A 24,122-nucleotide genomic window follows, 5' to 3' on the forward strand; every position below is an offset into this window, starting at 1 on the left:
ATGACTTTTGCCGATCTCGGCCTTTCCGACGAATTGCTCGCCGCCGTCACTGACGCCGGCTACACCGTGCCGACATCGATCCAGGCGGAAGCGATCCCGCAGGTCCTGATGATGCGCGACCTGATCGCCATCGCCCAGACCGGCACCGGCAAGACCGCCAGCTTCGTGCTGCCGATGATCGACATCCTGTCGAACGGTCGCCGCCGCGCGCGGATGCCGCGCTCGCTGATCCTTGAGCCGACGCGCGAACTGGCGATGCAGGTGGCCGAGAACTTCGAGAAGTACGGCAAGAACCACGACCTGAAGATGGCGCTGCTGATCGGCGGCGTGCAGATGGGCGACCAGGTGAAAGCGCTGGAATCGGGCGTTGACGTGCTGATCGCCACGCCGGGCCGTTTGATGGACCTGTTCGAACGCGGCAAGATACTGCTCACTGGCTGTGACCTGCTGGTGATCGACGAGGCCGACCGCATGCTCGACATGGGGTTCATTCCCGACATCGAATTCATCTGCGAAAAGTTGCCCAACCCACGGCAGACGCTGCTTTTTTCAGCCACGATGCCGCCACCGATCAAGAAGCTGGCGGACAAGTTCCTGACCAATCCCAAGCAGCTGGAAGTGGCCCGCGCCGCCAGCCGCAACGAGAACATCACCCAGTTCAAGGTGGAAATCTCGCCGCGCAAGAAGTTCGACGCGCTGAAATACCTGCTCGAAGTGGACAACGTGCAGACGGCGATCATCTTCGCCAACCGCAAGACGACCGTGCGCGATCTGAACAAGAACTTGCGCAAGGCCGGTTTCCGCAGCGGGGAAATCCACGGCGACATGGACCAGGGCAGCCGCATTGCCGAACTGGAGCTGTTCAAGGCGGGTACGGTCAATATCCTGGTGGCGTCCGACGTTGCGGCGCGCGGGCTGGACATCAAGGGCGTGAGCCACGTGTTCAATTACGACACGCCGTGGCATCCCGATGACTACGTCCACCGCATCGGCCGCACCGGCCGGGCGGGCGCCAAGGGCCGCTCGATCACGCTGGTTACTCCGGCCGATGCAGAGGCGATGGAGAACGTCGAAAAGCTGACCAAGTTCACCGTGCCCAAGTTCGACTGGAGCATGGTGGGGCAGGGCGCTTCGGCCTCTGCCGAAGCCAGCGACCAGTCTGCCGGCGACCATGCTCCCGCAGATGACAACGCGCCCGAGGAAAAGCCCAAGGGTGACCGCCGCCCCCGCAGCCGCAAGGCCGAACCGCGCGAAGCTCGCGAGGCCCGCGCTCCGCGTGAGGAACGTGCGCCAAGGGAAGAACGCGAACCGCGCGAGGCCCGTGCCCCAAGGGAAGAGCGTACACCCCGCGAGGAACGCGCTCCCCGCGAGGAACGTCGCCCCCGACGTGACGAGGACGATGCACCCGTGCCGCCGGGTGAGTGGAACGGGCCGATGCCCGGCTTCCTCGGCGTCGGGTTCGAGTGACCTACCCGCGAAAGTGACAGAAGTGACAGTGTGTCACTTTCATTTACCGGCCTAAATACCTGAAATTAAAGCCTGTTGTGCATCCGGGACAAGGTGACACTTGTCCGGGAGACGTGCGCCTGCATCAAAGGCAGGACGTGTGACGACGACAATGGCAAAGAGCTGGCCCGGGCCTGCCCTGTCGCGCTGCCTGTAGGAAAGCGGAAACGCGCTTGCCCGGTCAGCAGGCACGATCAATCCGCCAGCGTCACAAAGCTATCAATAACCCGCTTTACCCCACTGGTAACAAAGGCAATTTCAAGCTTGTTGCCTTCCTGCCCCAGCACTTCGCCATAGCCGAACTTGTCGTGGAACACGCGTGCGCCGACGGTAATGTCGGTGCGCGGTTTGGCGGCGAAGCTGGCGGCGCTGCGGGTGTTTTCCTTGACCCTCAGCTGCTTGGTCTCATAGCCGGTGGCCAGCGCGCGTTGCCAGCCGGGGCCGCGTGACGAGGACCGGTCGGGCCGGTCGCGCGAGACATGGGCGAAAGGGTCTTCGCTCTCGCTCCAGTTGGCGCGCCACAGGCTGGCCCCGCCGGTCATGCTGGTTTCCACCTCGATCGCATCGTCCGGCAGGTCTTCGACGAAACGGCTCGGGATCGAGCTGGTCCACTGGCCATAGATCCGCCGGTTGGCAGCATGGATGATGGTGCATCGCCGCCGCGCGCGGGTGATCGCGACATAGGCGAGGCGGCGCTCCTCCTCCAGTGATGCCAAGCCGCCTTCGTCCAGCGCACGCTGGCTGGGGAACACGCCTTCCTCCCACCCGGGTAGGAAAACGTGGTTGAATTCCAGCCCCTTGGCGGCGTGCATGGTCATGATGGTGACCTTCTCGCCATCGTCGGCCCGCTCGTTGTCCATCACCAGTGATACGTGTTCGAGGAAATCGGCCATGGTGGCATAGTCTTCCATGGCGCGGGCCAGTTCGGTCAGGTTGTCGGCACGCCCGGCACTCTCCGCGCTGCGATCGGCCTTGAGCATGGCCTCATAGCCCGATTCTTCGATCACCCGCCGCAGCAGCTCGCTGGGCGTCACTTCCTCTGCCAGCTGCCGCCAGCGCCAGAAATCCCCCATCAGCGCCGCCACGGTGGAGCGGGCGCGGGCGGGCAGTTCGTCGCTGTCGGCCAGTTCCAGGGCCGCAGCGGCGAGCGGGATGCCCTGGGCCCGTGCGTGCTGGTACATCTTTTCCAACGTCTTGGCGCCAAGGGCGCGCTTTGGCTGGTTGTATATCCGCTCGAATGCCAGGTCGTCTGCCGGTTGGGCAATGACCCGCAAATAGGCCAGGGCATCGCGGATTTCAGCGCGCTCGTAGAAGCGGAAGCCGCCGACGATGCGGTAATTGAGGCCGATCTGGATGAAGCGGTCCTCGAACTCGCGCGTCTGGTACTGGGCGCGTACAAGGATCGCCACCTGGTCGAGCGGCGCGCCTTCGCGCTCCAGCCGGGTGATCTCGTCACCCACGCGGCGCGCTTCCTCCGGCCCGTCCCACACGCCGATGACCCGCAGCTTCTCGCCGCCGCCGACTTCAGTCCACAGGGTCTTTCCGAGCCGCTGGCTGTTGGCAGCGATCAGTCCCGAAGCGGCTGCCAGGATCTGCGGGGTGGAGCGATAGTTCTGTTCCAGCCGGATGACCTTCGCGCCCGGAAAATCCTTTTCGAACCGCAGGATATTGGCCACTTCTGCGCCGCGCCATGAATAGATCGACTGATCGTCATCTCCCACTACGCACAGGTTCTTGCGGCTTTGCGCCAGCAGCCGCAGCCACAGGTACTGGACCGCGTTGGTATCCTGGTATTCGTCCACCATGATGTATTTGAAGCGCTGCTGGTACTGCTGCAGCACTTCGGGATGGTGGCGCAGCACGTTGAGCATGTGCAGCAGAAGGTCGCCAAAATCGCAGGCGTTCAAGGCCTTCAGCCGCGCCTGGTAGGCGGTGTACATCGCCTGGCCCTTGCCGTTGGCATAGCTTTCATTGTCGAGCGCGGTGAGATCCTGCGGCGAAAGGCCGCGGTTTTTCCACCCGTCGATGAGGCTTGCCAGCTGCCGCGCTGGCCAGCGCTTTTCATCGAGGTTCTGGTCGTTGATAAGCTGTTTCAGCAGGCGTAACTGATCATCCGTGTCGATGATCGTATAGTTGCTTTCCAGCCCGACCAATTCGGCATGGCGGCGCAGCATCTTCGCGCAGATGGAGTGAAACGTGCCGAGCCACGGCATTCCCTCCACCGCATCGCCGATCAGGTCGCCCACGCGGTGCCGCATCTCGCGCGCCGCGCGGTTGGTGAAGGTGACGCAGAGGATCTCGCTCGGCCAGGCCAGCCGCTGGCGAATCAGGTGGGCGAGGCGGTGGGTGAGGGCGGCAGTCTTGCCGGTGCCCGCGCCTGCCAGCATCAGCACCGGTCCTTCGGTCGTCAGCACGGCCTCGCGCTGCGGATCGTTGAGGCGGGCAAGCCATTCGGGCACGTCGGCGTGGTTGCCGGAGGCAGGAAGGTGGGGCTGGTTCACCTGTGAACAACTAGGGAACGAATGGTCCGCGCGCAAGCGCAGGCGGACCTATTCTGCCGCGTTGAGGCGCAACAGGTTGAGCTTGGCCTTGCCCACCACACGCTCGGCATCCAGCGTGTAATCGCGCAGTTTCACGCTCTCCTTCGCGCTGGTTTCCAGCGAGATCCAGCTCGACGGGCCGATCCAACCCAGCCGCGCCATCCGGTCGAGCGCGACGTGTCCGGCGCTGGTATCATAGGGCGGATCGAGCAGGATCAGGTCGAGCGGTTCCTTCGCCGGGCCAAGCGCCAGCACTGAAGACGCGCGCACATCGCACCGGGCCTGGGCCTGCAGGGCGGCGATGTTGGTTCGCAGGGCGCGAATCGCCGCGGCATCCTGCTCCACGAACAGGCATGTGGCCGCGCCGCGTGACAAGGCTTCAAGGCCCAGCGCGCCTGACCCGGCAAACAGGTCGGCCACCTTGAGCCCTTCGAACGTCCCGAGTCTGCTGACCAGCATGGAGAACAGTGTCTCTCGCACGCGGTCTGCCGTGGGGCGCGTGGCATCGCCCGGCGGGGTGCGCAGCTGGCGGCGCTTCCAGTCGCCCGCGATGATCCTCATGCGGGCTTGTCGCCCTTTCCGGGCTTCAATGTGGCGCGGAAGCGTTCGACCACTTCCTTGCGCAGTTCCACCGCCTGGCCGCGCCCCAGGTCGTCCAGCTTGAACGGGCCATAGGACGTGCGCAGCAGGCGGCTGACTTCGAGGCCGAGCCATTCCAGCACGTTGCGCACTTCGCGGTTCTTGCCTTCGGTCAGGGTCATTTCGACCCACTGGTTGCGCCCGGTGCGCCGTTCGAGGTTGGCGTCGATCTTGCCATAGCGCACGCCATCGATGGTGACGCCGTGGATCAGTTCTTCCAGTTGCGCCTGGCTTACCGTGCCAAAAGTGCGTGCGCGGTAGGTGCGTTCGATCCCGCTGGAAGGCAGCTCCATCGCCCGCTTGAACTCGCCATCGTTGGTAAGCAGCAGCAGGCCCTCGGTGTTGAGATCGAGCCGCCCCACCGGCATCAGGCGCGGCGTGCCCTTGGGCAGGGCATTGACCAACGCGTTGTAGATCGTCGGCCGTCCGGAAAAATCGCGCTCTGCCGTCAGCACGCCCGAAGGCTTGTGGAAAGCGAACAGGCGGGTGCGTTCGGGCTTGGCGACCGGCTTGTCGTCCACCGTCACGCCGCGCAGGTGTTCGAGGATGGTGGCAGGCGTGGTGACCAGTGCACCATCGATCTTGATACGCCCGGCCTCGATCATCCGTTCCACCTCGCGCCGACTGGCGACACCCGCGCGGGCGAGGAGCTTGGCGATGCGGTCACCCTGGGGGCGGTCGTTCGGGTCATATGCGCCCGGTTTGGTGGGAGCCGGTTTGGTGGGAGGTTGTGCCATGGGCAGCGCCTTAGCCGCCTTGGGGCGTTGCTCCAAGCAGTTCAGGCAGAAGAACAGCGGTGTTAGTCCGTGCCGTCATAGCTGCTGCTATCGTCGCGGCCCATGCGACGCCAGCCGTCAGGCTCACGCACCATCAGCGTATCGCAACGCTTGCAATGGCCTATGAAATCCCTTCCGTCATGCCGCACGCGATTGCGGTTGACGCGATGGCCGACGACTGCGCAAATCAACGATCTAAACATGCAAGACTACCCCTGAGTGAGCCTTCACGCTATTCCCCGCCCAGCGATCTTATGTCGTTGTGCGCTGCACCATAACATATGTCTTGGCGGGAATTGTTACGAGAATTCGGAAAAATAGGAAAAATACGTAGATGACCGATACCAGCGCCACCCAGCCCGAACGGCGCAGCTTCTCGCAATCGCTCAAGCCCTATCTCGAGAAGGAGTCGCTGGCGGCGCTATTCCTCGGAATTTCCTCGGGATTCCCCTTTGCCATGATCGCCGCTACGCTGACCACGCGCCTTGCGCAGGATGGCATCCAGAAGAGTACGGTCACCGCCTTCAGCCTGGCCTTCCTGGTCTATAATCTCAAATTCCTGTGGGCCTGGATCGTCGATGGCGTGCGAATCCCCCTGCTTGGCCGGTTGGGCCAGCGCGTGTCGTGGATGCTGGTAGCGGGCGTGCTGGTGATCGCTGCGGTCTTCAACCTGGCGCTGGTGCAGCCGGCCGACGACATCGTGTGGACTGCCACCAGTGCCGTGTTGCTGGGCATGGCCGGGGCCACTTTCGACATCGTGATCGATGCCTACCGGATCGAGACATTGAAGCCCTACCAGCTCGGCACGGGATCGGGGATGAGCCAGTATGGCTGGCGCATCGGCGCGGCGGGTGCCGGCGCAGTGGCGCTGTTCGTCGCGGCGCGGTGGGGCTGGGAAGCGGCCTACATGGCCTGCGCGGGCTTTGCATTGCCCGCCATGATTACCGCCCTGGTGCTGGGTGAGCCGCCCCGCCGCAAGGTGGAGATTGCCCGCAAGGGCATGGTCGAGCTGTGGCGATCGGTCGCGGGGCCGTTCCAGGAGTTCTTCCGCCGGTCGGGCGCGTTCGTGGTCCTGCTGTTCATCCTCGTCCACAAAATCGGCGACACCCTGGCCAATCTTACCTTCCGCCTGCTGTTCGACGACATGGGCTACACCAATGACGAAATCGCCATCTACGATGTGGGCGTGGGCTTCTGGGCGCTGATCATCGGCGTGTTCGTGGGCGGGGTGATCTATGCCCGGCTCGGTCTCAAGAAGGCGGTGCTGATCAGCCTGGTGCTGATGGCCGTATCCAACCTCAGCTTTGCCTTCCTGGCGGCTGCGGGGAAGAGCAACCTGGGCATGTCGGCAGCCATAGGGTTCGAAAATTTCGCCAGCGGTTATGGCGGGGTTGTCGTCGTCGCCTATTTCTCGGCGCTGTGCGACTTGCGCTTTACCGCCGCGCAATATGCGCTGATTTCGGCCAGTGCCAGCGTGGTGGGACGGTTCCTGACCGGCACGACGGCAGGCTCGCTGATCGAGTATATGGGCTATTTCAACTTCTACGTGCTGACTACGTTGGCAGCCGTTCCCGGCATCATCCTGTTCTGGTGGATGATGCGCACGGGGCTGGTCGATGCGGCGATGGGTACGGCTGGATCGGTCGGCAAGAGTGACGCGCGGGACGATCCGCCAGTCTAGGCCGCGAAGCCCTCAGTCCGGAATCTCGTCGTTCGCCTTCAGCACCTGGCCTGCGAGGTAAAGCGAGCCGGTGATAAGCACAGTGCCTTCGGTCTGGCCAACGGCGGCAATCGCCTGTTCCAGCGACTGCGCGGTGCGGACCTGCGCCACGCCCGCCTCGCGCGCCATAGCGGCGAGGTCATCCAGCGGGTGATGCTCGCTCCCGTCAATTGGAATGGCGGTCAGGCTGGCGAGGTGCGGCGCGATGGTCTTGAGGGTGGTGCGCGCATCCTTGGCGCTGAGCATACCGACAATGGCATGGACCGGCTTTGCGGCGCGGCTCTCAAGGTACTTCGCCATGGCCAGTGCCGCATCGGGATTGTGCCCGCCGTCGAGCAGAAACATTGCGCAGGGCATCAACGCGGTCAGCGGGCCATCGCCCAGGCGTTGCAGGCGGGCGGGCCAGACTGCGGTGCGGATTCCATTGGCCATGGCTTCTGGTGAGACGAACACCTCGTCCTGATGACGCAACATGGCAACGGCCAGCGCGGCATTGTCGCCCTGGTGGCTGCCGGGCATCTGCGGCAGAGGCAGGTCTAGCGCGCCCTTTGCGTCGCGATAGGCGATGCCGCTGTCGGAGACTTCGGCCTGCCATGCATGGCCGCGCATGAACAGCGGCGCACCGGCCTCGGCACACAGGCCTTCGATCATCGCTTCCATGTCTGCGCGGTAGTTTTGCGTCACCATGGGCGAACCGGCGCGGCGGATGCCGACTTTTTCGAAGGCCACGCGGACCAGCGGGTTGGCCGGGTCGGGCGCGTTTTCATCGGGGGAGAGCAGGAAGGCTTCGTGATCCACCCCAAGGCTGGCGATCCCGCAGGCGGCGGGGCGCACCATCACGTTGGTGGCATCGAACCGGCCGCCAAGCCCTACCTCGATCACGCAGGCATCGGCGGGGATGCGGGCGAAGGCGAGCAGGGTGGCGGCGGTCGTCACCTCGAAGAAGCTGGGGCCAAGGTCGGCTGACAGGTCGAGCACTTCCTTGAGCAGTTCTGCCAGCAAATCATCGGAAATCAGCGAACCGCTCACACGAATCCGCTCGTTATAGCGGACAAGGTGCGGCTTGGTGGCGACGTGGATCGTCAGGCCCTGGGCCTCCAGCATGGCCCGCAGGTAGGCGCAGGTGGAGCCCTTGCCGTTGGTGCCCGCCACATGGAACACCGGCGGGAGGCTGCGTTCCGGATTGCCGAGGCGGCCCAGGATCTCGTGGATCACTTCCAGCCCGATGCGCCCCTGCGGCAGGGACAGGGTGGACAGCCGGTCGAGTTGCGCCTGGACCGCAGGATCGCCGGACGAAGCGAAGTCTTTCACGGGTGTTAGGCCGCTTTCGCCGGGCTCAGGTAATCGAGCAAACGGCCCAGCGTATCGCGCAGGTCCTTCCGGTGCACCACCATGTCCACCATGCCGTGCTTGTGCAGGTATTCGGCGCGCTGGAAGCCTTCGGGCAGCTTCTCGCGGATGGTTTCCTGGATCACCCGCTGGCCGGCAAAACCGATCAGGGCGCCGGGCTCGGCAATGTGGACATCGCCCAGCATGGCATAGCTGGCGGTCACGCCGCCGGTCGTAGGATCGGCTAGCACGACCACATAGGGCAGGCTCGCTTCCTTCAGCCGCCGCGTCATCACCGTGGCGCGGGGCATCTGCATCAGCGACAGGATGCCCTCCTGCATCCGCGCACCGCCGGCAGCGGTCACGCAGATGAAGCCGCAGTTTTCATCCAGCGCGCGGCTTGCGGCGGCGACAAAGGCATTGCCCACGGCCATGCCCATCGATCCGCCCATGAAAGTGAAGTCCTGCACGCCCAGCACGGTCTTGTGCCCTTCTATCCGACCAAGGGCAGCGGTGAAGGCATCGGTGTGCGTGCTGGCGGCGCGCGCGGCTTTCAGCCGGTCAGCATAGCGCTTGCTGTCGCGGAACTTCAGCGGGTCTTCCGCCACCACCGGATCGGGCAGCAGGGTGAAGCCGGGGTCGAGCAACTGGTCGAGCCGCACGTCGGCACCGATGCGGCCGTGATGGTCGCACCGGGTGCAGACGCTGAGATTCGCCTCGTACTCGCGGGTGAACAGCATTTCCTGGCACCGGGGGCACTTCACCCACAGGTTGTCAGGGGTTTCGCGCTTGGTGCCGAAGGGCAGGGCGCTGCGGACGCGGGATAGCCAACTCATGAGGGGCCTTTAGCCGAGATTCGGGTGAATTCCATCCCCTCCCGCCTGCGGGAGGGGCAGCGAAACTTGCCAGCTTGCTGGCTAGTCGCAGCGGGTTGGGTTGGGACGCAGCGGCGCAGGCCCACCCCCGGCCCCTCCCGCAGGCGGGAGGGGAGATTGCCTACTTGCGCGCGCCGTGCACGGCATTGGCAAGACTGGTGGTGAGTTCTTTCAGGAATTGCGGCGCGTGGTTGCCGTGCTCGCCGATCAGATCGACGAAGGCGGAGCCGACCACCACGCCGTCTGCTACCCGCGCGATGGCCTCGGCCTGATCAGGGCGACGCACGCCGAAGCCCACCACGATGGGCAGGTCGGTGGACTGGCGGATGCGCGCGACATTTTCCTCGATCGATTCGAGTGCGGCTTCCTGCTTGCCGGTGATCCCCGCCACGCTGACATAGTAGAGAAAGCCGGACGAACCATCGAGCACCGTGGGCAGCCGCGCGGCATCGGTCGTGGGCGTGGCAAGGCGGATGGGCGAGATACCCTTGGCGCGCAGTGCGGGGCCGAGGTCAATGTCCTCCTCCGGCGCGAGGTCCACGCAGATCACGCCATCGACACCTGCAGATGCGGCGGCATCGGCAAACCATTCGGGCCCGCGCCGCACCATCGGGTTGGCATAGCCCATCAGCACCAGCGGAATGGTCGGGTGCCGCTCGCGAAAGTCGGTCGCCATGCGCAGCACGTCGGCCGTCTTGGTGCCCGCGCCAAGGCTGCGCAGGTTCGCCGCCTGGATGGCCGGGCCATCGGCCATCGGATCGGTGAACGGCATGCCGAGCTCGATCACATCGGCGCCGCCCTCGACCAGCGCATCGAGATTGGCAGCGGTATCGCCATCGCCTGCGGTAATGAAACACACGAGCGCGGGACGGTTGGCAGCAAAGGCGGTTTGGAAGCGGGTCATCACTTAAGCCCTCTCACCTTTAGGGGAGAGGGTTGGGAGAGGGGGCTGTACACGCAGCCTGGCCAGTGTCTCCGAAATCCTGATCAAAACGCCATCCATATTCGTCATCACATCCCGATTTGCAAAGCGCAGCACCGCATAGCCTTGCTGCTCAAGAAAGCGAGTCCTAGCCGCGTCATAATCGATCGTGGTCGCGTGAGTGTCACCATCCAGTTCGATGACCAGCTTGGGATCATTGCCGGCAAAATCGGCGATATAGGTGCCAATCACCTTTTGTCGGCGGAACTTGACGGTCTCGAAGCGCTTGGCTCGGAGTGCGAGCCACAGGCGGGTTTCCGGTTCGGACATCTGCTTGCGATTCTCGCGAGCCCGCTTCGTGAGTTCTCCGTCGCGCATTTTCCCCTCTCCCAACCCTCTCCCCTGAAGGGGAGAGGGCTATTGGATCACATCTCCACTCCCAGTGCCTCGGCCACGGTAAAGATGTCCTTGTCGCCGCGCCCGCACAAATTCGCGCATATGATCGCGTCTTTGGGCATGGTCGGCGCAACCTTCGCAACCGCCGCGATGGCATGGCTGGGTTCCAGCGCGGGGATGATGCCTTCGGTGCGGCACAGCAGCTTGAAGCCTTCCAGCGCCTCCATGTCGGTGATCGAGGTGTATTCCACGCGCCCGGTTTCCTTCAGCCAGGCATGTTCGGGGCCGATACCGGGGTAGTCGAGACCCGCCGAAATCGAGTGGGCTTCAGCGATCTGGCCGTCTTCATCCTGCAGCAAGTAGGTCTTGTTGCCATGGAGGATGCCGGGGAACCCGCCCGCCAGGCTGGCGGCGTGCTGCTTGTCCAGCCCATGTCCCGCCGCTTCCACGCCGAGCATCTTGACGTCCGCATCATCCAGGAACGGGTGGAACAGGCCGATGGCGTTCGATCCGCCGCCGATTGCTGCCACCAGCAGGTCGGGCAGGCGGCCGGTGCGTTCGAGCAATTGCTCGCGCGCTTCCTTGCCGATCACGCTCTGGAAATCGCGCACGAGTTCGGGATAGGGGTGCGGGCCTGCCGCCGTGCCGATGATGTAGAAGGTGTCGTGCACATTGGCGACCCAGTGGCGCAGCGCCTCGTTCATCGCGTCCTTCAGCGTGGCTGCCCCGCTGGTGACGGGGACAACCTCTGCCCCCAGCAGCTTCATGCGGAACACGTTGGGCGCCTGCCGCGCCACGTCGGTCGCGCCCATGAAGATGGTGCAGGGCAGGCCGAACCGCGCGCAGACGGTGGCCGTGGCCACGCCGTGCTGGCCCGCCCCGGTTTCGGCGATGATGCGCGTCTTGCCCATGCGGATGGCGAGCAGGATCTGGCCGACGCAGTTGTTGATCTTGTGCGCGCCGGTATGGTTGAGCTCGTCGCGCTTGAACCAGACCTGCGCGCCGCCGAGTTCTTCCGTCAGCCGGGGCGCGAAATACATCGGGCTGGGGCGGCCGACATAGTGCGCCAGCAGGTCGTCGAATTCCGCCTTGAACGCCGGGTCTTTCTTGGCGGCGGTATATTCGCGCTCAAGATCGAGGATCAGCGGCATCAGCGTTTCGGCGACATAGCGTCCGCCGAACTGGCCGAAATGGCCGCGCTCGTCGGGCTGGTTGCGGAAGGAATTGGGTTTCTGCTCGGTCATGTCATCAACTCTATAGGGCGCGGGCGGCTTGGCAGAAGGCCTCAATCTTGTCGATATCCTTCACGCCGGGCGCGCTTTCTACCCCGCTCGACACATCGACAAGCGGGGCTTTGGTCTGCCGTGCGGCCTCTGCCACATTGATCGGGTTGAGCCCGCCCGCAAGGCCCCAGGGCAGGGGACCCCGGTAGGCAGCAAGCAGCGACCAGTCGAAAGAAAGGCCCATACCGCCCGGCATCTGGCCCTTGGGCGTCTTGGCATCAAACAGCAGGAAATCCGCTGCCTCGTAAAAGGCCGAGGCGCGGGCGACGTCCGCCGCTTCGGATACGGAAAGCACCTTCCACACCGGCAGGCCGAATTGAGCGCGCACCTCTGCCGCCCGCTGCGGGGTTTCGTGGCCGTGGAGCTGGATCGCATCGAGCCTGCCCGCCGCCACGGCTTCTGCCAGCACGGCATCGCTTGCATCGACGAACACGCCAGCCTTGCGGATTGCCGGACCGGCCTGCGCGGCGAGGCGCGACACCTGTTCCGACGAAACGAAACGCGGCGAGGGGGCATAGAAATTGAACCCGCACCACTCCGCCCGCGCAGCCAGGCAGGCGGCGAGCGTGTCGGCAGTGGAAATGCCGCAGATCTTGATCAGGGGCGAGTGCATCGGCGCGCCCTACAGGCTTGAGGGGTTCTGCACCAGCCGCAGCAGCGTGCCATCGGGATCAATCAGATAGGCGATGGTGAGCCCGCTGATATCGCGCTGTGGCGGGACGAGGCGGGGTATGCCTTCGCGCGCTTCCGGCAGCCCGGCGGCGCGGATATTCTCCACCATCGCGTCCAGGTCATCCAGCCTCAGGCAGCAGGAGTGGTTGTTCTGCTCAGGGACCAGATCGGGCCAGGGGAAAAACTCCAGCGTCATCCCGCCACTTTCAAGGATCAGCCAGTGGCCCGAACGGTAGGAGGCAGCAAAGCCGAGCTTGCTGTAAAACCGCTCGGTCTTGAGGAAATCGCGGCTCGGCAGGTTGGGTGTGGCATGGTCGGCCACGTCAAAGCGTCGCCTCGATCTCCCGCGCGGCCTGCACCGGGTCCTCGGCGCGGCTGATCGGGCGGCCGATGACCAGGACGCTGGCGCCATCATCACGCGCTGCACGCGGGGTGACGACGCGCTTCTGGTCACCCACGGCGGAACCGGCTGGGCGCAAGCCGGGGACGACGAAATAGCCCTTTTTCCACTGGCGATGGACTTCGCCGATCTCGTGGCCGGAACAGACAATGCCATCAAGCCCGGCAGCCTCGGCCAGTTCCGCCAAGCGCAACACGTGGTCGTGCGGGGTGCCGGAAACACCCGTGCGCTGCAGGTCGCGCTCGTCCAGGCTGGTAAGCATGGTCACGGCCACGACCTTGCAATGCTCGCCCGCAGCAGCCTTGGCATCTTCCATCATCGCACGTCCGCCCGAAGCGTGGACGGTAACGATGGCGGGTTCGAGCACATGGATCGCCTGCATGGCACCGGCCACGGTGTTGGGAATGTCGTGCAGCTTCAGGTCGAGGAAGATCGGCAGGCCCACGCTGGCGATTTCATGCACGCCGTGGTGGCCGTGGGCGCAAAAGAATTCCAGCCCCAGCTTGAAGCCGCCGACGTGGCCCTTGACCTTTTCGGCCAAGGCTTTGGCGGCATCGAGCCGGGGCAGGTCGAGCGCGAGATAGACCGGGTTGCTCATGGCAGCGGAGCGCCGGGGTGCGGGGTGGGTGTGGGCGGCGCGGTTGGTTCAGGGTCAACCACGGCCACTTCATCCACCACGACAGTGGGCTGCTGCACCGGCGTGGCGGCAGCCGTGCGCGAGGCAACTTCAAGCGCGGCGATCCGGCGATGAAGCTGCCACTTTGCTGCCCGGTGATAGAGCCACATGGGCACGAACCCGATCGCAAACGACAGCATGACGATGGCGGGCAGCATCGTATCGACCAACAGGTTGTCCCAGATGCGGACCGTGACCGGCACCCAGTTGGCATAGGTGAAAATCGCCAGGGCAACCAGCAGCAGCACCCAGATGACCGTTCGCACGACTTGCATGGCGGATTCCCTCTTGTCTTTTGCGGGTTCGTTCTTCTGGCGCGATGCTAGGCCCTAAGGCTGCGCCTGTGAAGCGGTTTGGTTTTTGGCCAAAAACCCAGTTATCCGAAGACTCTGGCGAAGATCGTATCCACCGCCTTGAAGTGGTAGTCGAGGTTGAACTTTTCCTCCAGCTCGGCCTCGATCATCGCGGCGCGGACTTCCTCGTCGGCCTTGAGCAGTTCGAGCAGTGACAGCGCGCCATCCGATTCCCACACCTTCATCGCGTTGCGCTGGACCAGCCGATAGGCGTTGTCGCGGGTGATGCCCGCTTGCGTCAGTGCCAGCAGCACCCGCTGCGAGTGGACAAGGCCGCCCATCTTGTCGAGGTTCTTCTGCATCCGCTCGGGGTAAACCAGCAGCTTGTCCACCACGCCGGTGAGGCGGGCGAGGGCAAAATCAAGCGTGATCGTGGCATCGGGGCCGATGAAGCGCTCGACACTGGAGTGCGAGATGTCCCGCTCATGCCACAGCGCCACGTTCTCCATGGCAGGCAGGGCATAGGCGCGGATCATGCGGGCTTGCCCGGTCAGGTTCTCGGTCAGGATCGGGTTGCGCTTGTGCGGCATGGCACTGGAACCCTTCTGGCCGGGTGAGAAATATTCCTCGGCCTCCAGCACCTCGGTGCGCTGCAAGTGGCGCACTTCAACCGCCAGCCGCTCGATCGAACTGGCGACCACGGCCAGCGTGGCGAAATACATGGCGTGACGATCGCGCGGAATAACCTGGGTCGAAACCGGCTCAACCGCCAGGCCCAACTTTTCGGCGACATATTCTTCCACCGCAGGATCGATATTGGCGAAAGTGCCGACCGCGCCCGAAACGGCACAGGTGGCAATCTCGGCGCGGGCATTGATCAGCCGGGTGCGGCAGCGGGCGAATTCGGCATAGGCCTGGGCCAGCTTGAGGCCGAAGGTCGTCGGCTCGGCATGGATGCCGTGGCTGCGGCCGATGGTGGGGGTGTACTTGTGTTCTTCGGCCCGGCGACGGATCGCGGCGAGCAGCGCGTCCATGTCTTCCAGCAGCAGGTCGGTGGCGCGGGCAAGCTGCACCGCCAGCGTGGTGTCGAGCACGTCGGAACTGGTCATGCCCTGGTGCATGAAGCGCGCTTCCGGCCCGACCTGTTCTGCTACCCAGTCGAGGAAGGCGATGACATCGTGCTTGAGCACTGCTTCCTTGGCATCGATCGCGGGCACGTCGATCACCGGATCGGTCTGCCACCAGTCCCACAGCGCCTTGGCGGCAGACTGTGGCACCACGCCAAGGTCGGCCAGCTTCTGCGTGGCATGGGCCTCGATCTCGAACCAGATGCGGTAGCGGGCTTCCGGCTCCCAGATCGCGGTCATGGCGGGGCGGGCGTAACGGGGGACCATGGGCGGGGCCTTCTTGCAAGCGTCTATCGGATGCGGCGCGGCTAGGGCGAGAGGCGGCGCTTGGCAAGGGGGCGGGGAGGCATTGTGGCCGATGTCCCCTAGATCAGCCCCTTGGCTTTCAGCGAAACCTGACCTTCGCGACCGACGATCACATGGTCGTGTACGGTGATGCCGAGCAGGCGTCCGGCCTCGGCGATGCGGTTGGTCACCTGGATTTCGGCGCGGCTCGGCTCCGGGTTGCCGCTGGGGTGGTTGTGGACCAGGATCAGCGCACTGGCCCCGATGTCGAGGCCACGCTTGATCACCTCGCGCGGGTGGATCGATGCCTCGTCGATCGTCCCGTCGTGCGCCACGTGGTCGAGCAGCAGGCGGTTCCTCACATTGAGATAAAGCACGCGCACCCGTTCGTGGGTCAGGTGCGCCATGTCGATGGTGAGATAGTCCATCAGTGCCTGCCACGATCCCAGCACCGGCTGCTGCTGCACTTCGCTGCGGGCCATGCGGCGGGCGGCGAGGCCGGCAATCTTGATCGCGCCGACGCCGGCATCGGACAGGCCCTTGACCTGCTTCAGCGCCGCCGGTTCGGCATTGAGCACGCCCGACAGCGAGCCGAAGCGGGCGAGCAGGGTCTTGGCCATCGGCTTGGTGTCGCCCCGCGCATTGGCCCCGAACAGCAGGTATTCGAGCACTTCGTAATCGGCCAGGGCCTCCGGTCCGCCAGTCAGCATCCGTTCGCGCAGGCGGGCGCGGTGGCCCGATCCGCCGTGCTGCACGGGCGGGCCTGCATTCTCGAAAAGATCCCCGTCGCCCGCGTCCAACCGCTTGCCCCCCGATGTCTGCCAAATCCATTGCCTTTGCCGTGCCCCTCGCGCAAGTGTCCCGACGAATGGCGCGTGAATTGGATCAGGAAGGCGAGCAGGCCCCGCGGCGGCGCGGACGGCGGATCGCGCGGCGCATGGCGCAGGCGCTCGGCGTTGTGCTTGCCATGGCTGTGGCGGGCGTTGTCTTGCTGTGGAGCCAGCGTGAGACCCTGGCCGACGATTATATCGAGCAGGCGCTGATCGAATTCGGAGTGGAGGCGACCTACGAGGTCGAGAGCATCGGACCCGAAACGCAGGTGTTGCGCAATATCGTGGTGGGTGATCCGGACAGACCGGATGCCACCATCGACCGTGCAATTGTGCAAATACGCCTTACCTTCGGCTTACCGCAGATCGCGTCGGTCACGCTGGACACGGTGCGGCTGTGGGGGCGGGTGGTTGACGGGCAGCCCAGCTTCGGCGCGCTCGATCCGCTGATCTTCACCGACAGCGATGAACCGTTTGCCTTGCCGGACCTCGACCTGACAGTGATCGACGGTCATGCGCTGATCGAGGGCGATTACGGCCCCATCGCGCTCTCGCTTGACGGCTCGGGGCATTTGCAGGGCGGGTTTGGGGGTGAACTTGCTGTAGTTGCTCCCCGCCTTGCCTTGGCTGGATGCACGGCAGAGCAGGCTACGCTCTACGGCAGCGTGGCGATTACCGACCGGCGGCCGGGTTTTGCCGGACCTCTGCGGTTCGATCAGCTCGACTGCGCCGGGCAGGGGGTTTCCGTTGCCGGCGGGGCGGCCGAACTGGAGCTGACTGCAGATGCCGAGCTTACGGCAATCGACGGCGAGGGCAGCCTGCGGTCTGGCGCTGTGACAGCTCCTTCAGCCCGCCTCGCCGCACTGGAGGGCGACCTGCGCCTCGCCCTGCGCGATGGCAATGTCACCAGCACTTTCGACCTTGAAGGGCGCCAGATTGAAACCTCCGCATTGCGCCTGGCCACGCTGGCAATTGAAGGCACCTTGCGAAGCCGCGATGCGTTCGAACGGATCGAACTGGAAGCGAGCCTGGATGGCCGCAACCTGCAACCGGGCTCAGACATGGCGGCCATACTGGATGATGCCGCAGGTGCTGCCGAAGGAACACTGGCGGCCCCGCTGCTCGCCCGCATGCGCCAGCAACTGGCGGTGCAGATACAGGCCAGCCGCCTGACCGGGAACTTCACCCTGCGGCAGGATCGCGACCGCCTTGCCGTTGTCGTGCCCGAGGCGCGGCTGCGTGGGCGCGGGGGTGATGTCCTGCTGCTGCTCAGCCGCGCGCAGCTTGGCTTCACCGATAGTGGCGTGCCGCTGTTCTCGGGCAATTTCTCCACCGGCGGGGCGGGCCTGCCGCAGATCGCCGGACGGATGGAGCAGGACGAAGGCGGCGCGCTCGAACTGCGCGCGCGGATGGCGGAGTATACCGCAGGCGATGCCAGTCTTACCGTGCCCGACCTGCGCGTCAGCCAGCGCAGCAACGGGGCCCTGGCGCTGGACGGGCGGATCGAGGCGAGCGGGGCCTTGCCCGGCGGTTTTGCACGCGGGCTGGAACTGCCTTTGTCGGGCACCGTCTCGCCTTCCGGCGCTGTTGCGCTGTGGAGCGCCTGCACCGCAGTGCGGTTTGACCAGTTGCAGCTATCCGGACTGCTGCTCGAAGGCCGCGCGCTGACCCTGTGTCCACCCACCGGCTCTTCCATCCTGCGCTATGATGCCGGGGGACTCAGCGTGGCGGCAGGGGTGCCCTCGCTGCAATTGACCGGCACTCTGGGCGAGACCCCCGTGCGCCTGTCGAGCGGCGCGGTTGGCTTTGCCTGGCCGGGGGCGCTGTCGGCCAAGGCAATCGCAGTGGAACTGGGCGAGCCTGTAACAGCCACCCGCTTCACCATTGCCGACCTCTCGGCCCGCCTGGGTGACGAGATCGCCGGCACCTTCACCGGCACCGACGTCCTGCTCGCTGCCGTTCCGCTCGACATCCTGCAGGCGGGCGGCGACTGGCGCTTTGCCGGGGGCGAGTTGCAGCTCACGAACGTGGCCTTCCGGTTGGAGGACCGGCAGGAGACCGACCGTTTCAAGCCGCTCGGCGCTCAGGGCGCCGTGCTGACGCTGGCCGACAATGCGATCCGCAGCCGGTTCGATCTCGCCCATCCTGCCAGCGGTACGAAAGTGGCCGGGATCGACCTTACGCACGATCTCGGCAGCGCCATCGGCCATGCGGACATCGCCGTGCCTGGCGTAAGCTTCAGCCCTGCTTTCCAGCCACGGGACATTACCGAACTTGCCTATGGCGTGGTCAGCGTTGTTGAAGGCACGGTCACGGGCAGCGGGCGCGCGGGCTGGTCGCCCGAGGCAATCACCAGCAGCGGAACCTTCTCGTCCGACGGCATCAACCTTGCCGCTGCCTTCGGCCCGGTACAGGGCGCGCGCGGCACTGTCGCGTTCACCGACCTGATCGGCCTTACCACGGCGCCCGCCCAGCGCATCGCCATCGACTCGGTCAATCCTGGCATTGAGGTAAACGACGGCGTAGTGCTGTTCTCGCTGACCGGGGGAACCCAGCTGGACCTGGAAAGCGCGCAGTGGCCGTTCCTGGGCGGGCAGCTTTCGATGCAGTCGCTGGTAATGAACATCGGGGTGGCCGAGGTACGGCGCTATGTGTTCCAGATCGAAGGGCTGGAGGCCGCCCGCCTGGTCGAGCGGATGGAACTGGCCAATATGTCGGCCAGCGGGACCTTCGACGGGATATTGCCGATTGTGTTCGACGAGATGGGCAACGGCAGGCTGGAGGGCGGGATGCTCTCGGCCCGGCCGCCCGGCGGACATGTATCCTATGTCGGGCAACTGACATATGAAGACCTGTCGCCGATGGGCAACATGGCTTTCCAGGCCCTGCGCGATCTCGACTACAATACGATGGAAGTGGGCCTCAACGGCCCGCTGACCGGCGAACTGGTGACCCGTGTCCGGCTCGACGGGGTGCGCCAGGGTGCCACTGCGCAGACCAATTTCATCACCCGCCGCATTGCCCAGTTGCCGATCCGCGTGGTGGTGAACCTGCGCGCGCCGTTCTACCAGATGATCTCGTCGATGCGGTCGCTCTACGATCCATCCTCGGTGCGTGATCCTCGCGGGTTGGGCCTGATGACCGACGACGGCCAGCGCCTGCGCAGTGCCATTCGCGGCGAGGATGTGCCGCCGGAAGCGGATCCCGATTTCGATGAACCCTCTATTCAGCCCCCCGAAAGCGAGGCCCAGCCATGATTGCCGCGAAATTGACCAAGGGCCCTGCTAGAGCCCATAAGGCTGCCATGAGGGGCAGGCTGATGGACAGGGCAAGGCTGGTGGTGTTGCTGGGGGCGATCCCGTTGGCTGGGTGCATCACGCTTGAAGCGCCCGACCAGCCGATCGTGATCGAACTCAATATCAACATCACGCAGGAAGTGATTTACCGCCTGGCGGACGATGCGAACAATGCGATCGACGAGAACGCCGACATATTCTGATGGAGCATATGATGATCATCGACAGCAAGTACCGCAAGGTTCTGGGAACGGCCGCCACCGCACTTCTGCTGGCGGGCCTTGCTACCCCCGTGCTGGCGCAGCGCGATCCTGCCTATGCCGCCGCGCGCGAAGCGGGCCAGGTGGGCGAGCGGGTCAACGGCTATCTCGGTATTGTCGGCAATGCGACGCCGGAACTGCAGCGTGTGGTGGACGATATCAACAACCAGCGCCGCCAGGTCTATACCCAGCGCGCCCAGGCCGAAGGGGCCACGCTGGAGCAGTATGCGCTGACCGCGGGCTGCCTTGCGATTGCCCGCACGACGCCCGGAGAAAAGTACCAGGCACCCGATGGCACCTGGCAGACCCGCACTGCGGCTGCGCCCGTTCGCGATCCCCGCTGCCCCTGATCTGGTTACGATTTCCCGCTAACCGCGCCTAACTCGTCCCCACCCGGTTGACTTGGATATGCCCCCCGCCTAAGGGGGCGGCGCCCATGGCAGGGTGCTGGTTTGCCCATGCCAAATCCTTCGTTTAAGGGACTTGGCATGAGCGACGAGAAACCTGTCCGGGAACCCATCGAGGAGGATGCGCGAATCGACGCGCTCGAGGCGCGGCTCAAAGCCGCCCAGGGCCGCGAGGAGGAGCGCAACCGTCCGCAGATGACGGGGGCCGATGCGAATTATCGCAGCGGCAACCGCGCATTGGCGGATCTTCTCGGAGGGCTCCTGGGGGGAGCGGTGATCGGTTATGCCATTGGCTATCTGACCGGAACCAACCCATGGGGCCTGTTGATCGGCCTGTTCCTCGGAATTGTGGTCGCCTTCAGGAATATCATCCGGATTTCGAGCCGACCCTCCGAATAGGGGGAGCCGGTTTTGCGAGTTTAAGGAAGCGAAGAACAAGTGGCAGCGCAACTGGCTCCTGAACCGGCGAAAGTCGATCCGATGCACCAGTTCACCGTGGAGCCGATGTTCGGTTCCGCGGGCTGGGAAGCCGCAGGCTTCAACATCGCCTTCACCAATTCGGCCATGTGGATGGTGATCGCCGCGGTCGTGCTGTGGATGTTTATGCTTGGCGGCATGAAGCGCCAGCTCGTCCCCGGTCGCTGGCAGATGGCGGTGGAGAGCTTCACCGGCTTCATCGACAACCTGGTCGAAGCGAACATCGGCAAGGAGGGCAAGAAGTATGTGCCCTATGTCTTCAGCCTGTTCATGTTCATTCTGTTTGCCAACCTGCTCGGCCTGATGCCGCTGGGCCTGGTGGGCGTGCACCCCTTTACCTTCACCAGCCACTTCACCGTAACCGGCGTGCTCGCGATCATGAGCTTCGCCATCGTGCTGATCGTGGGTTTCTGGAAGCACGGCCTGCACTTCTTCAGCCTGTTCGTGCCCAAGGGTACGCCGCTGGTCATGGCGATCATCATCGCGCCGATCGAATTCATCTCGTTCCTGTTCCGCCCCTTCAGCCTGGCCCTGCGACTGTTCGTGGCGATGATGGCCGGGCACGTGCTGCTGGAAGTGCTGTCCAGCTTCGTCATCAGCGGGTGGGGTGCGGGCCTTGGTTTCGGCGTGTTGGTCGGCATCCCCAGCTTCGTCCTGATGATCGCCATCTGCGCCCTCGAAATCCTGGTTTCCGGTATCCAGGCATATGTCTTTGCGCTGCTGACGTCGCTCTACATCAACGACGCCGAGCACCTGCACTGAGTTTCTCAACATCTACTTCCAACGAATTCACTTGAAAGGATAATCTCATGGATCTCGAAGCTGCCAAGATGGTCGGTGCGGGCCTCGCCGCAATCGGTGCCGGCATGGCCGCGCTGGGCGTGGGCAACGTTTTCGGCTCGTTCCTGGAAAGCGCGCTGCGCAACCCGGGTGCTGCCGACGGCCAGCAGGGCCGCCTGTTCATCGGTTTCGCCGCGGCGGAACTGTTGGGCCTGCTCGCCTTCGTCGTCGCGATGATCATCCTGTTCGTCTGACGATTGCTTTTCCCGACCGGGCGCTTGGCAATTTGCTGAGTTGCCCGGCCGGGCCAGACCTGCCGCCACTCTTTTCGCGCTGACAGACGGAATCCGTCCATGCCACAGATCGCCCAATTGCCCGAAATCTGGTCCAGCCAGCTGTTCTGGCTGCTGATCATTTTCGGCCTCGTCTATGTCGTGGTCGGCAAGACCATGCTGCCTAAGGTCATGGACACCGTGGGCCAGCGCGACAGCCAGATCGCCAGCGACCTGGCTGCGGCTCAGGCTGCGCGCGATGCGGCTGACGAGCAGGAAGCGGCATGGCGTGCTCGTGAGAACGCCAACCGGGCTGCGGCGCAGGGCGTGGTAGCGGAGGCCAAGGCCAAGGCCGCCTCTGCAACCGAAACCCGCCTCAAGACCGCGCAGGTTTCAATCGACGCGATGTCGGCCGAAGCCGAGGCGCGGATCGAAGTTGCCCGCAATGAAGCGGCTGTGGAGATTGAAACAGTAGCTGCCGAAGCCGCACAGGATATCACCGCGCGGCTTGCCGGGGTGAAAGTGACCAAGACTGCGGCAGCAGCCGCCGTGAAGAAGGCGATGGCTCATGGCTAATCTGTCCGACACCCCCGTCGCCGGTCCCCAACAGTCCGAACTGCAGGAAAGCGAGGCCTTCACCGGCGTCGCTTCCGATCCGGCTATTGCGCATCCCCAGCCAGAACTGCTCGGCCTCCAGCCCTACCAGTGGGTTTCGCTGTCGATGGCAGCCCTGTTGCTGATCGCCTTTGCCGGCCTCAAGGTCCACAAGACCATTGCTGGCGGTCTCGACGGCAAGATCGCCGAGATCCGTCGCAATCTCGATGAAGCCAAGGCCCTGCGCGCTGAGGCCGAAGCACTGCGCGCCGAATATGCCGCAAAGATCGCGGGCGCGGAAACCGATGCTGCGGCAATGCTCGACAATGCGCGCGTCGAAGCCGATGCCATCGTGGCCAAGGCCGAAACCGATACAGCCGCGATGATCGCGCGGCGCGAACAGATGGCCCGCGACAAGATCGGTGCAGCTGAACGCCAGGCCGTGGCCGACCTGCGCGCCCGCGCTGCCGACGCTTCGACCGCTGCCGCCGCTGCCCTTATCGCCGAGCGCCACGATGCCGCCGCCGATGCCGCCATGGCCGACAAGGTGATCGCCGCGATCTGACGTTTTGGCGGACGGCGCTAGAAGCTGTCTTTCGCCGCCCTAAGCTTGGCAAACGTCTCCTCTGCCGAAGCCCCACCCCAGCGGTTGCGCATGTCCTCGTTGTCGGCGCGCAGGAAGGGGTTAGTCTCCAGCTCGCGGGCGAGCGGGAAGGGCACGGTCGGCTGGTGCCGGGCGCGGGCCGACGCGATGTCATCGGCGTAGAGTTGCAGGGCCACGTTGTCGGGATCGGCATGGAGTGCGAAGCGGGCGTTCGCCTGGGTATATTCGTGCGCGCAGTGCATCATCGTTTCCGGCGGCAGATCGCGCAACCGCCTGAGCGACTTCCAGAACTGCTGCGGCGTGCCCTCGAACATCCGCCCGCAACCCAGCGCGAACAGGGCATCGCCCACAAAGGCCAGGCCAGCGTCGGGCAGGTGATAGGCGATATGGCCCATGGTATGCCCGCCGACATTCAGCACTCGCGCTTGGTGCTCGCCAAGCATGACCGTGTCGCCCTGGTCCACCGTGCGGTCGATCCCTTCGATCTTCGCCGCATCGCCAGCAGGCGCGGTGATGGTGCATCCGGTCGCGGCCTTGATCGCCGCGTTGCCGCCCGCATGGTCAGGGTGCCAGTGGGTGTTCCAGATCTGCGTGATGCGCCAGCCCTTCATATCCGCTTCGAGCATGCAGGCCTTGGCATCGGGGGTATCGATGCACACGGTCTCATGGCTGTCGGTATCGTGCAGCAGGTAGCCGTAGTTGTCGGACAGGCAGGGGAACTGGTGGACGGATAATGACATTCTAGCCTTCCCTTCCGGCTTGAAAATGCGCCATTTCTACCGGCAGGTCGATCCAGTGATGGCGGCTCTGCTCATAGACCGAACGCAACGGTTGGCCCAGCGCGGGGTTGGCAAAGGCTCCGGCCATCACCCCGATTCTGTCGGGCGTGCGGCTGGCGCGGGCGTAGACCGAACTGCCGCAAAGGGGACAGAACCCGTTGGTGAAACTGTAGCCGTTGTCCGTCGGGCGGGTGAATTCGCGCGCCTCGCCAGACAGTGTCACTGCCTGTGCGGGATAATAGGCGATCGATCCGAATTGCGATCCGCTGCGCCGCTGGCAATCGACGCAATGGCACATGACCAGCGCACCTTCCGCGCCGGGGGCAATTGTGGCTGTGAGGGCGCCGCACTGGCATTGGGCAATCATGCCGTCATCTTATACGC

26 protein-coding genes are annotated in these 24,122 nt (G+C 64.6%); 10 read left to right on the top strand and 16 right to left on the bottom strand.

Annotation, left to right across the window (positions count from 1 at the left end; translation table 11 throughout):
* Positions 1-1,467 (top strand): DEAD/DEAH box helicase, encoded by a 1,467-nt coding sequence (locus M3P36_RS12175; protein ID WP_249703870.1) that lies wholly within the window; start codon positions 1-3, stop codon positions 1,465-1,467.
* Positions 1,468-1,700: 233 nt separating this feature from the next.
* On the opposite strand, the gene M3P36_RS12180 is transcribed toward M3P36_RS12175, so the two are convergent.
* From M3P36_RS12180 to M3P36_RS12190, 3 genes are all read right to left on the bottom strand, one after another.
* Positions 1,701-3,965 carry an ATP-dependent helicase gene (locus tag M3P36_RS12180; RefSeq protein ID WP_502798381.1) on the bottom strand — a complete coding sequence of 755 codons (2,265 nt, stop codon included), beginning with the start codon at positions 3,963-3,965 and terminating at the stop codon, positions 1,701-1,703.
* Positions 3,966-4,055: 90 nt separating this feature from the next.
* Positions 4,056-4,607, bottom strand: a complete 552-nt coding sequence (gene rsmD, locus M3P36_RS12185; protein WP_249703874.1) for a 16S rRNA (guanine(966)-N(2))-methyltransferase RsmD — start codon at positions 4,605-4,607, stop codon at positions 4,056-4,058.
* On the bottom strand, positions 4,604-5,422 hold the full coding sequence (locus M3P36_RS12190; protein ID WP_249703876.1) for a pseudouridine synthase: 819 nt from the start codon (positions 5,420-5,422) through the stop codon (positions 4,604-4,606). Before M3P36_RS12190 ends, rsmD begins: the two co-directional genes overlap by 4 nt.
* Positions 5,423-5,795: 373 nt before the next feature.
* Here M3P36_RS12190 and M3P36_RS12195 point away from each other — a divergent pair, with 373 nt between their 5' ends.
* Positions 5,796-7,142, top strand: a complete 1,347-nt coding sequence (locus M3P36_RS12195) for an AmpG family muropeptide MFS transporter (RefSeq protein ID WP_249703878.1) — start codon at positions 5,796-5,798, stop codon at positions 7,140-7,142.
* 12 nt (positions 7,143-7,154) lie between these two features.
* Here the strand turns inward: M3P36_RS12195 and M3P36_RS12200 are convergent, their stop codons facing one another.
* From M3P36_RS12200 to radC, 11 genes are all read right to left on the bottom strand, one after another.
* Positions 7,155-8,492: a bifunctional folylpolyglutamate synthase/dihydrofolate synthase gene (locus M3P36_RS12200; RefSeq protein ID WP_249703879.1), complete on the bottom strand. Its 1,338-nt coding sequence runs from the start codon at positions 8,490-8,492 to the stop codon at positions 7,155-7,157.
* Between the two features lie 5 nt (positions 8,493-8,497).
* Positions 8,498-9,346: an acetyl-CoA carboxylase, carboxyltransferase subunit beta gene (accD, locus tag M3P36_RS12205; protein ID WP_249703881.1), complete on the bottom strand. Its 849-nt coding sequence runs from the start codon at positions 9,344-9,346 to the stop codon at positions 8,498-8,500.
* Between the two features lie 160 nt (positions 9,347-9,506).
* Entirely contained in the window at positions 9,507-10,289 is a 783-nt protein-coding gene (gene trpA, locus M3P36_RS12210; protein ID WP_249703883.1) for a tryptophan synthase subunit alpha, read from the bottom strand.
* Between the two features lie 3 nt (positions 10,290-10,292).
* The gene (locus tag M3P36_RS12215) at positions 10,293-10,685 is read right to left on the bottom strand and encodes an endonuclease domain-containing protein (protein WP_249703885.1); all 393 of its coding nucleotides are present in this window, start codon (positions 10,683-10,685) and stop codon (positions 10,293-10,295) included.
* Between the two features lie 47 nt (positions 10,686-10,732).
* On the bottom strand, positions 10,733-11,947 hold the full coding sequence (gene trpB / locus M3P36_RS12220; RefSeq protein WP_249703887.1) for a tryptophan synthase subunit beta: 1,215 nt from the start codon (positions 11,945-11,947) through the stop codon (positions 10,733-10,735).
* A 10-nt stretch (positions 11,948-11,957) separates the two neighbouring features.
* On the bottom strand, positions 11,958-12,599 hold the full coding sequence (locus M3P36_RS12225) for a phosphoribosylanthranilate isomerase (RefSeq protein WP_249703890.1): 642 nt from the start codon (positions 12,597-12,599) through the stop codon (positions 11,958-11,960).
* Positions 12,600-12,608: 9 nt separating this feature from the next.
* The gene (locus M3P36_RS12230) at positions 12,609-12,980 is read right to left on the bottom strand and encodes a bleomycin resistance protein (protein WP_249703892.1); all 372 of its coding nucleotides are present in this window, start codon (positions 12,978-12,980) and stop codon (positions 12,609-12,611) included.
* A gap of 1 nt (position 12,981) precedes the next feature.
* Entirely contained in the window at positions 12,982-13,656 is a 675-nt protein-coding gene (gene pyrF / locus M3P36_RS12235; protein WP_249703894.1) for an orotidine-5'-phosphate decarboxylase, read from the bottom strand.
* Entirely contained in the window at positions 13,653-14,009 is a 357-nt protein-coding gene (locus tag M3P36_RS12240; protein WP_249703896.1) for a DUF1049 domain-containing protein, read from the bottom strand. Before M3P36_RS12240 ends, pyrF begins: the two co-directional genes overlap by 4 nt.
* A gap of 101 nt (positions 14,010-14,110) precedes the next feature.
* Positions 14,111-15,421: an adenylosuccinate lyase gene (gene purB / locus M3P36_RS12245; RefSeq protein ID WP_249703898.1), complete on the bottom strand. Its 1,311-nt coding sequence runs from the start codon at positions 15,419-15,421 to the stop codon at positions 14,111-14,113.
* A 98-nt stretch (positions 15,422-15,519) separates the two neighbouring features.
* Entirely contained in the window at positions 15,520-16,239 is a 720-nt protein-coding gene (gene radC, locus M3P36_RS12250) for a RadC family protein (RefSeq protein ID WP_249703900.1), read from the bottom strand.
* 68 nt (positions 16,240-16,307) lie between these two features.
* Between radC and M3P36_RS12255 the strand changes: the two genes are divergently transcribed.
* The 8 genes from M3P36_RS12255 to M3P36_RS12290 all read left to right on the top strand — a co-directional run bounded on the left by M3P36_RS12255 (position 16,308) and on the right by M3P36_RS12290 (position 22,920).
* The gene (locus M3P36_RS12255) at positions 16,308-19,526 is read left to right on the top strand and encodes an intermembrane phospholipid transport protein YdbH family protein (RefSeq protein ID WP_249703902.1); all 3,219 of its coding nucleotides are present in this window, start codon (positions 16,308-16,310) and stop codon (positions 19,524-19,526) included.
* Positions 19,527-19,573: 47 nt separating this feature from the next.
* The gene (locus M3P36_RS12260; protein ID WP_249703904.1) at positions 19,574-19,768 is read left to right on the top strand and encodes a YnbE family lipoprotein; all 195 of its coding nucleotides are present in this window, start codon (positions 19,574-19,576) and stop codon (positions 19,766-19,768) included.
* An 8-nt stretch (positions 19,769-19,776) separates the two neighbouring features.
* On the top strand, positions 19,777-20,175 hold the full coding sequence (locus M3P36_RS12265; RefSeq protein ID WP_249703906.1) for a YdbL family probable chaperone protein: 399 nt from the start codon (positions 19,777-19,779) through the stop codon (positions 20,173-20,175).
* Positions 20,176-20,313: 138 nt separating this feature from the next.
* A complete protein-coding gene (locus M3P36_RS12270) occupies positions 20,314-20,631 on the top strand; it encodes an AtpZ/AtpI family protein (RefSeq protein ID WP_249703908.1) in 318 nt (105 codons plus the stop codon).
* A gap of 81 nt (positions 20,632-20,712) precedes the next feature.
* On the top strand, positions 20,713-21,471 hold the full coding sequence (locus M3P36_RS12275) for a F0F1 ATP synthase subunit A (RefSeq protein ID WP_249703992.1): 759 nt from the start codon (positions 20,713-20,715) through the stop codon (positions 21,469-21,471).
* A 47-nt stretch (positions 21,472-21,518) separates the two neighbouring features.
* The gene (locus tag M3P36_RS12280; RefSeq protein WP_048885460.1) at positions 21,519-21,743 is read left to right on the top strand and encodes a F0F1 ATP synthase subunit C; all 225 of its coding nucleotides are present in this window, start codon (positions 21,519-21,521) and stop codon (positions 21,741-21,743) included.
* Between the two features lie 99 nt (positions 21,744-21,842).
* Positions 21,843-22,337 carry a F0F1 ATP synthase subunit B family protein gene (locus tag M3P36_RS12285; RefSeq protein WP_249703910.1) on the top strand — a complete coding sequence of 165 codons (495 nt, stop codon included), beginning with the start codon at positions 21,843-21,845 and terminating at the stop codon, positions 22,335-22,337.
* The gene (locus tag M3P36_RS12290) at positions 22,330-22,920 is read left to right on the top strand and encodes a F0F1 ATP synthase subunit B family protein (RefSeq protein WP_249703913.1); all 591 of its coding nucleotides are present in this window, start codon (positions 22,330-22,332) and stop codon (positions 22,918-22,920) included. Before M3P36_RS12285 ends, M3P36_RS12290 begins: the two co-directional genes overlap by 8 nt.
* Positions 22,921-22,937: 17 nt before the next feature.
* On the opposite strand, the gene gloB is transcribed toward M3P36_RS12290, so the two are convergent.
* Both gloB and M3P36_RS12300 read right to left on the bottom strand, forming a co-directional pair.
* Positions 22,938-23,699, bottom strand: coding sequence for a hydroxyacylglutathione hydrolase (gloB, locus tag M3P36_RS12295; protein WP_249703915.1), 762 nt, complete (start codon positions 23,697-23,699; stop codon positions 22,938-22,940).
* Between the two features lies 1 nt (position 23,700).
* On the bottom strand, positions 23,701-24,105 hold the full coding sequence (locus M3P36_RS12300) for a GFA family protein (protein WP_249703917.1): 405 nt from the start codon (positions 24,103-24,105) through the stop codon (positions 23,701-23,703).
* Between the last annotated feature and the right edge of the window lie 17 nt (positions 24,106-24,122).

The sequence above is a fragment of the Altererythrobacter sp. KTW20L genome (assembly GCF_023501975.1).
Lineage (GTDB): Bacteria > Pseudomonadota > Alphaproteobacteria > Sphingomonadales > Sphingomonadaceae > Alteraurantiacibacter.

Bases quoted from the DNA above. Each gene is read 5' to 3' on its own strand.
- rsmD (WP_249703874.1), bottom strand. From the start codon at position 4,607: ATGAGGATCATCGCGGGCGACTGGAAGCGCCGCCAGCTGCGCACCCCG.
- purB (WP_249703898.1), bottom strand. From the start codon at position 15,421: ATGGTCCCCCGTTACGCCCGCCCCGCCATGACCGCGATCTGGGAGCCG.
- M3P36_RS12265 (WP_249703906.1), top strand. From the start codon at position 19,777: ATGATGATCATCGACAGCAAGTACCGCAAGGTTCTGGGAACGGCCGCC.
- M3P36_RS12285 (WP_249703910.1), top strand. From the start codon at position 21,843: ATGCCACAGATCGCCCAATTGCCCGAAATCTGGTCCAGCCAGCTGTTC.
- M3P36_RS12175 (WP_249703870.1), top strand. From the start codon at position 1: ATGACTTTTGCCGATCTCGGCCTTTCCGACGAATTGCTCGCCGCCGTC.
- accD (WP_249703881.1), bottom strand. From the start codon at position 9,346: ATGAGTTGGCTATCCCGCGTCCGCAGCGCCCTGCCCTTCGGCACCAAG.
- M3P36_RS12190 (WP_249703876.1), bottom strand. From the start codon at position 5,422: ATGGCACAACCTCCCACCAAACCGGCTCCCACCAAACCGGGCGCATAT.
- M3P36_RS12240 (WP_249703896.1), bottom strand. From the start codon at position 14,009: ATGCAAGTCGTGCGAACGGTCATCTGGGTGCTGCTGCTGGTTGCCCTG.
- M3P36_RS12300 (WP_249703917.1), bottom strand. From the start codon at position 24,105: ATGATTGCCCAATGCCAGTGCGGCGCCCTCACAGCCACAATTGCCCCC.
- M3P36_RS12290 (WP_249703913.1), top strand. From the start codon at position 22,330: ATGGCTAATCTGTCCGACACCCCCGTCGCCGGTCCCCAACAGTCCGAA.
- M3P36_RS12280 (WP_048885460.1), top strand. From the start codon at position 21,519: ATGGATCTCGAAGCTGCCAAGATGGTCGGTGCGGGCCTCGCCGCAATC.
- M3P36_RS12260 (WP_249703904.1), top strand. From the start codon at position 19,574: ATGAGGGGCAGGCTGATGGACAGGGCAAGGCTGGTGGTGTTGCTGGGG.
- trpA (WP_249703883.1), bottom strand. From the start codon at position 10,289: ATGACCCGCTTCCAAACCGCCTTTGCTGCCAACCGTCCCGCGCTCGTG.
- M3P36_RS12225 (WP_249703890.1), bottom strand. From the start codon at position 12,599: ATGCACTCGCCCCTGATCAAGATCTGCGGCATTTCCACTGCCGACACG.
- M3P36_RS12195 (WP_249703878.1), top strand. From the start codon at position 5,796: ATGACCGATACCAGCGCCACCCAGCCCGAACGGCGCAGCTTCTCGCAA.
- M3P36_RS12270 (WP_249703908.1), top strand. From the start codon at position 20,314: ATGAGCGACGAGAAACCTGTCCGGGAACCCATCGAGGAGGATGCGCGA.
- trpB (WP_249703887.1), bottom strand. From the start codon at position 11,947: ATGACCGAGCAGAAACCCAATTCCTTCCGCAACCAGCCCGACGAGCGC.
- M3P36_RS12255 (WP_249703902.1), top strand. From the start codon at position 16,308: ATGGCGCGTGAATTGGATCAGGAAGGCGAGCAGGCCCCGCGGCGGCGC.
- M3P36_RS12215 (WP_249703885.1), bottom strand. From the start codon at position 10,685: ATGCGCGACGGAGAACTCACGAAGCGGGCTCGCGAGAATCGCAAGCAG.
- pyrF (WP_249703894.1), bottom strand. From the start codon at position 13,656: ATGAGCAACCCGGTCTATCTCGCGCTCGACCTGCCCCGGCTCGATGCC.
- M3P36_RS12275 (WP_249703992.1), top strand. From the start codon at position 20,713: ATGCACCAGTTCACCGTGGAGCCGATGTTCGGTTCCGCGGGCTGGGAA.
- gloB (WP_249703915.1), bottom strand. From the start codon at position 23,699: ATGTCATTATCCGTCCACCAGTTCCCCTGCCTGTCCGACAACTACGGC.